This is a genomic window from Micromonospora echinofusca, from assembly GCF_017614955.1.
Lineage (GTDB): Bacteria > Actinomycetota > Actinomycetes > Mycobacteriales > Micromonosporaceae > Micromonospora > Micromonospora echinofusca_A.
Genome location: NZ_WVUH01000323.1, coordinates 1 through 8,153, shown reverse-complemented (window position 1 = coordinate 8,153; position 8,153 = coordinate 1). Strand labels below are relative to the sequence as shown.

General features: G+C 70.9%; 7 protein-coding genes. 3 read left to right on the top strand and 4 right to left on the bottom strand.

The window, feature by feature from the left end; all coding sequences use genetic code 11:
* Positions 1-104: 104 nt before the first annotated feature.
* From GSF22_RS27110 to GSF22_RS27095, 4 genes are read right to left on the bottom strand one after another with little or no spacing between them, the layout of a single operon-like run.
* Positions 105-986, bottom strand: coding sequence for an ABC transporter permease (locus GSF22_RS27110; protein ID WP_307804365.1), 882 nt, complete (start codon positions 984-986; stop codon positions 105-107).
* A complete protein-coding gene (locus tag GSF22_RS27105; RefSeq protein ID WP_208816572.1) occupies positions 983-1,885 on the bottom strand; it encodes an ABC transporter permease in 903 nt (300 codons plus the stop codon). Before GSF22_RS27105 ends, GSF22_RS27110 begins: the two co-directional genes overlap by 4 nt.
* Positions 1,882-3,039 (bottom strand): ABC transporter ATP-binding protein, encoded by a 1,158-nt coding sequence (locus tag GSF22_RS27100; RefSeq protein ID WP_208816571.1) that lies wholly within the window; start codon positions 3,037-3,039, stop codon positions 1,882-1,884. The genes GSF22_RS27105 and GSF22_RS27100 overlap by 4 nt, the downstream gene beginning before the upstream one ends.
* 5 nt (positions 3,040-3,044) lie before the next feature.
* Positions 3,045-4,238: a polyamine ABC transporter substrate-binding protein gene (locus GSF22_RS27095; RefSeq protein ID WP_208816570.1), complete on the bottom strand. Its 1,194-nt coding sequence runs from the start codon at positions 4,236-4,238 to the stop codon at positions 3,045-3,047.
* A 301-nt stretch (positions 4,239-4,539) separates the two neighbouring features.
* On the opposite strand from GSF22_RS27095, the gene GSF22_RS27090 reads away from it, so the two are divergent.
* From GSF22_RS27090 to GSF22_RS27080, 3 genes are all read left to right on the top strand, one after another.
* Positions 4,540-5,052: an Lrp/AsnC family transcriptional regulator gene (locus GSF22_RS27090; RefSeq protein ID WP_208816569.1), complete on the top strand. Its 513-nt coding sequence runs from the start codon at positions 4,540-4,542 to the stop codon at positions 5,050-5,052.
* A 168-nt stretch (positions 5,053-5,220) separates the two neighbouring features.
* The gene (locus GSF22_RS27085) at positions 5,221-6,567 is read left to right on the top strand and encodes an aspartate aminotransferase family protein (RefSeq protein ID WP_208816568.1); all 1,347 of its coding nucleotides are present in this window, start codon (positions 5,221-5,223) and stop codon (positions 6,565-6,567) included.
* Positions 6,552-8,039: an NAD(P)/FAD-dependent oxidoreductase gene (locus GSF22_RS27080; RefSeq protein ID WP_208816567.1), complete on the top strand. Its 1,488-nt coding sequence runs from the start codon at positions 6,552-6,554 to the stop codon at positions 8,037-8,039. The genes GSF22_RS27085 and GSF22_RS27080 overlap by 16 nt, the downstream gene beginning before the upstream one ends.
* Positions 8,040-8,153 lie beyond the last annotated feature (114 nt).

Below are 8,153 nucleotides of genomic sequence, written 5' to 3'. Positions count from 1 at the left end.
TTCGGGTCGGTCGAGCCAGTAGGGACGGGGGGCGGCGTCGGCGAGTGCGCGGTGGGCGGCCCGGCGAGGATCCGGTCGGGCCGCCCCGGCATGGCCGGCCGGGCTCATGGCCGGCCGCCCAGCGGTCGGCTGGCCGTACCGTCCAGCGGCCGGCGACCGCCCGGGTCGCCGGGGGCCCGGCGGACCGGGCCGTCCAGCGGCCGGCGGCGGCGTACGGAGCTGGCCAGCACCAGCAGCAGGGCGATCACGAACATCGCCGTGCCGATCACGTTGACCTGGGGCGGGATGCCCCGCTGGTTGGCTCCCCAGACGTACATCGGGAAGGTCACGGTGGTCCCCGAGTTGAAGTTGGTGATGATGAAGTCGTCGAAGGAGAGGGAGAAGGCGAGCAGCGCGGCGGCGACGATGCCGGGCAGCACCAGTGGCAGCGTGACCAGCCGGAACGTCTGCCACGGGGTGGCGTAGAGATCCATCGCGGCCTCCTCCAGCCGCCGGTCCATGCCGGCGAGCCGGGCCTTGACGGTGACCACCACGAACGACACGCAGAACATCACGTGCGCGATGACGATGGTCCAGAAGCCCTGCGGTACCCCGGCGGCGACGAAGAGCGCGAGCAGCGAGGTGCCCATCACCAGCTCGGGGGTGGCCATCGGCAGGAAGATCAGCAGGTTGATCGCGGAGCGGCCCCGGAACCGGTGCCGGACCAGGGCGAACGCCATCAGCGTACCGAGCACGGTGGCGACCACGGTGGCGATGAAGCCGATCTGGGCGCTGCGTACCACCGCGTCGCACATGTCGGCGGTGGCGCACGGGTTGCGCCAGTTGTCCAGGGTGAACTCGTGGAAGTCGTAGGAGAGCCGGCTGGACGGGCGGTTGAACGACAGCGCGGCCACCACGGCGATCGGCAGGAAGAGGTAGCCGAGGACGAGCAGCGCGACCGCCATCACCCAGTGCCGGGCGAGCCAGCGCCACACCCGGTGTGTCACAGGACCTCCTCGGTGCCGGCGCGGCGCAGGTAGACGAAGACCACCGCGAGCACCGCCGCCATCAGCAGGAAGGACAGCGCCGCGCCCTGCGGGTAGTCCAGCCGGACCAGGAACGCCGAGTCGATGACGTTGCCGATCATGTACTCGTTGGGGGTGCCGAGCAGTTCGGCGTTGATGTAGTCGCCGCTGGCCGGGATGAAGAAGAGCAGCGTGCCGGCGATCAGGCCGGGCATGGAGAGCGGCAGGGTGACCCGGCGGAACGCGCCGACCGGGCTGGCGTAGAGGTCGCTGGCGGCCTCCAGCAGCCGGTAGTCCAGCCGTTCCAGGCTGGCGTAGAGCGGCAGCACCAGGAACGGCAGGAAGTTGTAGGTCAGCCCGAGCACCACCGCGACCGGGGTGGCGAGCAGTCGGCCGTCGGCGTCGAGCAGGTGCACGTCGCGCAGCAGCCCGACCAGCCAGCCGTTGTCCGACAGGATGGTCTTCCAGGCCAGGGTACGCACCAGGAAGCTGGTGAACATCGGCGCGATCACGCAGACCAGCAGCAGGTTCTTCCACCGGCCGGCCTTCAGCGCGATGGCGTACGCCAGCGGGTAGCCCATCAGCAGCGCGAGCACGGTGGCGATGCCGGCGTAGAGGAACGAGCGGGAGAACTGCGGCCAGTACGCCTGCAACGCGGCCGGGTAGTTGTCCACCGCCCAGGTCATCGCGTACCCGGTGGCCAGTGAACCGGCCGGGTCGTAGAGGCTGGTCGCGGCGAGTTGTACCAGCGGCAGGCCGAAGAAGACCAGCAGCCAGGCCGCCCCGGGCAGCAGGAGCAGGTACGGCAGCAGCGGGTACCGGCCCCGGCGGAGCGGGGCGACCGGTGCCGGGTTCGCCGGTACCCGGGCGAGCAGGGTCATGTCGGCGCTCCGACCGCGGCGGGCTCGTCGACCAGCCCGGTGGTGCGGTCCGACTCGCCCGGTTCACGGGGCAGCAGGAAGGCGTGTTCGGCCCGCCAGTGCGCGACGACCGGGGTGCCCACCGGCACCGGGGTCGATCCGCCGCTGTTCGCCGCGAAGACGGTCAGTTCGGTGCCCCAGTCGGTACGGACCAGGTACTGGGTGCTGACCCCGGTGTAGGAGGCGTCGGTGACCACCCCGGCGAGGTGCTGACTGCCGGTGGGTACCGCCTCGACCGAGCCGACCAGGTGCAGCTTCTCGGGGCGTACCCCGAGGTGGACCGGGCCCCGGACGGCCCGGGCCCGCTCGGCGGGCACGGTGAACCGGGCGCCGTGCACCTGGACCGGGACGTCCCCGGCGCTGGTGCCGGCGGCGTCACCGGCCAGCAGGTTGGACTGGCCGAGGAAGTTCGCCACGAACGCGGTGGCCGGGTAGTCGTACAGCTCGGCCGGGGCGCCGAGCTGCTCGATCCGGCCGGCGTTCATCACCGCCACGGTGTCGGCCATCGTCATGGCCTCCTCCTGGTCGTGCGTGACGTGCACGAAGGTGATGCCGACCTCGGTCTGGATGCGCTTCAGTTCGATCTGCATCTGCCGACGCAGCTTCAGGTCGAGCGCGCCGAGGGGTTCGTCGAGCAGCAGCACCTGCGGGTGGTTGATCAGGGCCCGGGCCAGGGCGACCCGCTGCTGCTGACCGCCGGAGAGCTGACCGGGGCGGCGCGGGCCGTACCCGTCGAGCTGCACCAGGGCGAGCATCTGCTCGACCTGGCCGGCGACGTTGCGCAGGCCCCGGCGGCGCAGCCCGAACGCGACGTTCTCGGCGATGTCCAGGTGCGGGAAGAGGGCGTAGCTCTGGAAGACCGTGTTGACCGGCCGCCGGTACGGGCGCAGCCGGGTGATGTCCTGCTCCCCGAGGAACACCTGCCCGCTGGTCGGTTCCTCCAACCCGGCGACCATGCGCAGGGTGGTGGTCTTGCCGCAGCCGGACGCACCGAGCAGGGCGAAGAACGTCCCCTGCGGCACGGTCAGGGTCAGTTCGTCGACCGCGGTGAAGATGCCGAACCGTTTGGTGACGTCGACCAGTCGCAGGTCGCCGCCGGGCTCCTTCTGCGCCATCCGGGTCACGCTCCGATTACCTGCTGGAACTTCGACTCGTACGACCGCTCCTGCTCCTCGGTGAGCGCCATGAACACCTTGGACTTCGACAGCATCGCCTCGTCGGGGAAGATCAGCGGGTTGGCGGCCAGCTCCGGGTCGATCTTCTCCATCTCCGCCTTGGCGCCCTGTACCGGGCAGATGTAGTTGACGTACGCGGCGAGCTGGGCGGCCACCTTCGGCTCGAAGTAGTAGTTCATCAGTGCCTCGGCGTTGCCCTTGTGGGTGGCCTTGTTCGGCACCAGCATGTTGTCGGAGTAGAGCATCACCCCGGAGTCGGGGGTGACGAACTGGATCTTGTCGTCCTCGGCGGAGAGCTGGATGACGTCACCGGACCAGGCCACACAGGCGGCGATGTCGCCCTTGGCCAGTTCCGGGGCGTAGTCGTTGCCGGTGAACCGGCGGATCTGGCCGGAGTCGACGGCCCGCTTGAGCTTGGCCAGTGCGTCGTCGAACTGGGCGGCGGTGAAGTTCGCCGGGTCGTGCCCGTTGGACTGGAGCAGCAGGCCCATGGTGTCGCGCATCTCGCTGAGCGCGGTCACCTTGCCCTTGAGGTCGGGGCGAGTGAGCAGTTCGTCGACGGTACGGATCTCCTTGGCGACCTTGCCGTTGTAGGCCAGGCCGGCGAGGCCGGACTGCCACGGGATGGCGATCCGGTTCTCCGGGTCGAACGACCGGTTGCGCAGCGACGGCAGCAGGTTGGCCTGCACGTTCGGGATCTTGGCCGGGTCGAGCTTCTGCACCCAGCCGAGCCGGATCATGCGGGCGGCCATCCAGTCGGTGAGCACCATGATGTCCCGCCCGGTGGCCTGGCAGCCGGCGAGCTGGTTCTGCACCTTGCCGAAGAACTCGTTGTTGTCGTTGACGTCCTCGGTGTAGGTGACCTTGATGCCGGTGCTGCTCTGGAAGGCGTCCAGGGTCGGCCGCTTCGACTCGTCGGCCTCGTCGACGTCCATGTACTGCGGCCAGTTGGAGAAGTTGAGCACCTTCTCCGTGCCGGACAGGTCCTCGCTGACGCAACCGGTCTCGGTCTGTTGGGCGCCCTTGGTGCCGCAACCGGCGAGTACGCCGCCGCCGGCCAGCAGGGCGGCCGAGCTGAGCGCGCCGGAGAGGAGGCCGCGCCGGGAGAGGGGGTGCGACGGCCGGAGGGGAGTACGCATATGTGACGGCTCCTCGGGGTCGGCGCCAACGACCGGTGGCGGCGGTGTCGGTGGCGCAGGTGGGGGGCGACGTCGGTGGCACGGATCGGCACGAGCCCTGCTCCGACGGGAGGTCATCGCGATCAGACGACCGATCCTGACACGGAGTGACCGCCCTTACAAGGGATTCCGTTGCGGAGATAGCCCTGCGCGACGAAATGCGCCAGACTGCCCCCGGGCGCGCATCGGCCCTGGTGGTGACCGGGGCGGCGACAGCGGGTCTTACCCTCAGCATCGACGAACCGGACATGGGGAGCGGACGATGACCAACCGACAGCAGGAGACGGCCACCCTCGGGCGGCGGGTCACCGTCCGTGACGGCGCCAACCACGCTCTGCTCGACGACGTGGCGAAGCAGATCATCGAACAGCTCCAGCAGGACGGGCGGCGGCCGTACGCGAGCATCGGCAAGGCGGTCGGCCTCTCCGAGGCGGCGGTCCGGCAGCGGGTGCAGCGGTTGCTCGACGCCGGGGTGATGCAGATCGTCGCGGTGACCGATCCGTTGCAGCTCGGGTTCCCCCGGCAGGCGATGATCGGCCTGCGGACCGACGGCGACCTGGAGGCGGTCGCCGACCGGTTGGCGGAACTGCCCGAGGTCGACTACGTGGTGATCACCGCCGGCTCCTTCGACCTGCTCACCGAGGTGGTCTGCCGCAACGACGACCACCTGTTGGAGATCCTCCAGCGACTGCGCGGGGTGGCCGGGGTGCTCTCCACCGAGGCGTTCGTCTATCTCAAGCTGCGCAAGCAGACGTACACCTGGGGCACCGCATAACGGATACGGATTTCGTCGCGCAAGATGACCATGCCACCTGAATCCGTTGTCTCTAGCTGCTGCGACCCGCGTTAACACTTGCCTCACCGGCTCCGACTGTGCGATAACCGTAGGCAGAGCGGCCGGTGTACACCCCTCGTTGACCGGCCCGTGACCGATGGGGCTGCCATGGCCAACGCCACCGACCACCTCTGGATGCACTTCACCCGGATGGCCAGCTACGCCACCGACGAGGTGCCGACCATCGTCCGCGGCGAGGGCGCCTACGTGTGGGACGCCCAGGGGCGCCGCTACCTCGACGGACTGGCCGGACTCTTCGTGGTCAACGCCGGCCACGGGCGGACCGAGCTGGCCGAGGCCGCCGCGAAGCAGAGTGCCGAGCTGGCCTACTTCCCGCTCTGGTCGTACGCCCACCCGACGGCCGTGGAGCTGGCCGAGCGGATCGCCACGCTGACCCCCGGCGACCTGAACCGGGTCTTCTTCACCACCGGCGGTTCGGAGGCGGTGGAGGCGGCCTGGAAACTGGCCCGCGCCTACTTCAAGCGGGTCGGCAAGCCGGTGAAGCACAAGGTGATCAGCCGGTACATCGCGTACCACGGCACGTCGATGGGCGCCCTGTCGATCACCGGGCTGCCCGGCATCAAGACCGACTTCGAGCCGCTCGTCCCCGGTGCGATCAAGGTGCCGAACACCAACTTCTACCGGGCCCCGGAGCACGGTGACTCCCCCGAGGCGTTCGGCCGGTGGGCGGCCGACGAGATCGGTCGGGCCATCGAGCGGGAGGGCCCGGACACGGTCGCCGCGGTCTTCCTGGAGCCGGTACAGAACTCCGGCGGCTGCTTCCCACCCCCGCCCGGCTACTTCGAGCGGGTCCGGGAGATCTGCGACGCGTACGACGTCCTGCTCGTCTCCGACGAGGTGATCTGCTCCTGGGGCCGGCTCGGCGAGTACTTCGGCGCCCAGCGCTACGGGTACCAGCCGGACATCATCACCACCGCCAAGGGCATCACCTCCGGGTACGCCCCGCTCGGCGCGATGATCGCCAGTGACCGGCTGATGGAGCCGTTCCTCACCGAGACCGGCATGTTCGCCCACGGGGTGACCTTCGGCGGGCACCCGGTGTCCTGCGCGGTGGCCCTGGCGAACCTGGAGGTCTTCGCCCGGGAGGACCTGGTCGGGCACGTCCGCGCCAACGAGGACGCCTTCCGGGCGACCCTGGAGAAGCTGCACGACCTGCCGATTGTCGGCGACGTCCGGGGCGACGGCTACTTCTACGGCATCGAGCTGGTCAAGGACAAGACAACCCGGGAGACGTTCAACGAGGCGGAGTCGGAGCGGTTGCTGCGTGGATTCCTCTCCACCGCGTTGTTCCAGGCCGGTCTCTACTGTCGGGCCGACGACCGGGGCGACCCGGTGGTGCAGCTCGCCCCGCCGCTGATCGCCGAGCAGCAGCAGTTCGACGAGATCGAGCAGATCCTGCGCGCCGTGCTGACCGAGGCATGGCAGCGGCTCTGAACGGCCCGTCCGCAGCCGGTGCCGCCGACGACGGGCCGGGTACACCGGTCCCCGGCGGCACCGGGGCGTCGGCCGCCGCCGGGGACCGGTCACCACAGCGGTACCGGCGACTCTCCCACTGGCTGTCCACGGTCGACGACGACCTGACGCCCCGACCGGCGCTGCCCGGCGACCGCCTGGCCGACGTGGTGATCGTCGGTGCCGGGTACACCGGGCTCTGGACCGCCTACTACCTCGCCGTGGCCGACCCGACGCTGCGGATCGTCGTGCTGGAGAAGGAGATCGCCGGGTACGGCGCCTCCGGCCGCAACGGCGGCTGGTGCTCCGCGTTGCTGCCGACCTCGGTGCCGGCCCTGGCCCGCCGGCACGGTCGCGAGGCGGCGGTCGCCATGCAACGCGCCATGCACGCCACCGTCACCGAGGTGGGCCGGGTGGTCGCCGCCGAGGGCATCGACTGCGACTGGGCCGTCGGTGGGACGGTGGTGCTGGCCCGCAGCGCCGCGCAACTGCACCGGGCCCAGGCGGCGGTCGCCGAGGCCCGGGTGTACGGCTTCGGCCCGGACGATCTCACCCTGCTCGGGCCCGCCGAGGCGGCCCGGCACTGCGCGGCCACCGGGGTGCTCGGCGGCACGTACACGCCGCACTGCGCGGCGGTGCACCCGGCCAAACTGGTCCGCGGGCTCGCTGCGGCGGTCGAGCGGCGCGGCGTCACGATCCACGAGCAGACCCCGGTCACCGCGATCTCCGCGGGTGCGGCGGTGACCCGGACGGGTACGGTCCGGGCCCCGGTGGTGGTCCGGGCCACCGAGGGGTACACACCGACGCTGCCCGGCCAGCGCCGGGCCCTGGTGCCGGTCTACTCGCTGATGCTGGCCACCGAGCCGCTGCCCGAGACGACCTGGGACCGGATCGGCCTGGCCGATCGGCAGACGTTCAGCGACCACCGGCACGTCATCGTCTACGGCCAACGGACCCGGGACGGGCGGCTGGCCTTCGGCGGGCGGGGCGCCCCCTACCACTTCGGCTCCCGGGTGCACCCGTCGTACGACCGGGAGCCCCGGGTCTTCGCCGCGCTGGCCCGCGCCCTGACCGACCTGTTCCCGGTCCTCGGTCCTGAGTTGCCGGTCAGCCACACCTGGGGTGGGCCGCTGGGCGTGCCCCGGGACTGGTCCGCCTCGGTGGGACTGGACCGGAGCACCGGACTGGCCTGGGCCGGCGGCTACGTGGGGGACGGGGTCGGCACGTCCAACCTCGCCGGCCGTACCCTCGCCGACCTGATCCTCGGCACCCCGGGAGAGTTGACCGGGCTGCCCTGGGTGGGTCACCGGTCGCCCCGCTGGGAGCCCGAACCGTTGCGGTGGCTCGGGGTGAACGCCGGGCTGCGGGTGATGACCTCGGCGGACGCGGTGGAGCAGCGTACCGGTCGACCCGCGCGGCGCGCGGCACTCTTCGGCCGCCTGCTCGGCCACTGAGCACCCACCCCGGGCCGGTCCGATCGGGTCGGGTGCTGCCCTGGAAGGGGTCCGGTCCAGTCGGTTGGGCAGGGACCGGTTCAGTGGGTGGGCGGAAGTCGGTTCAGTGGGTGG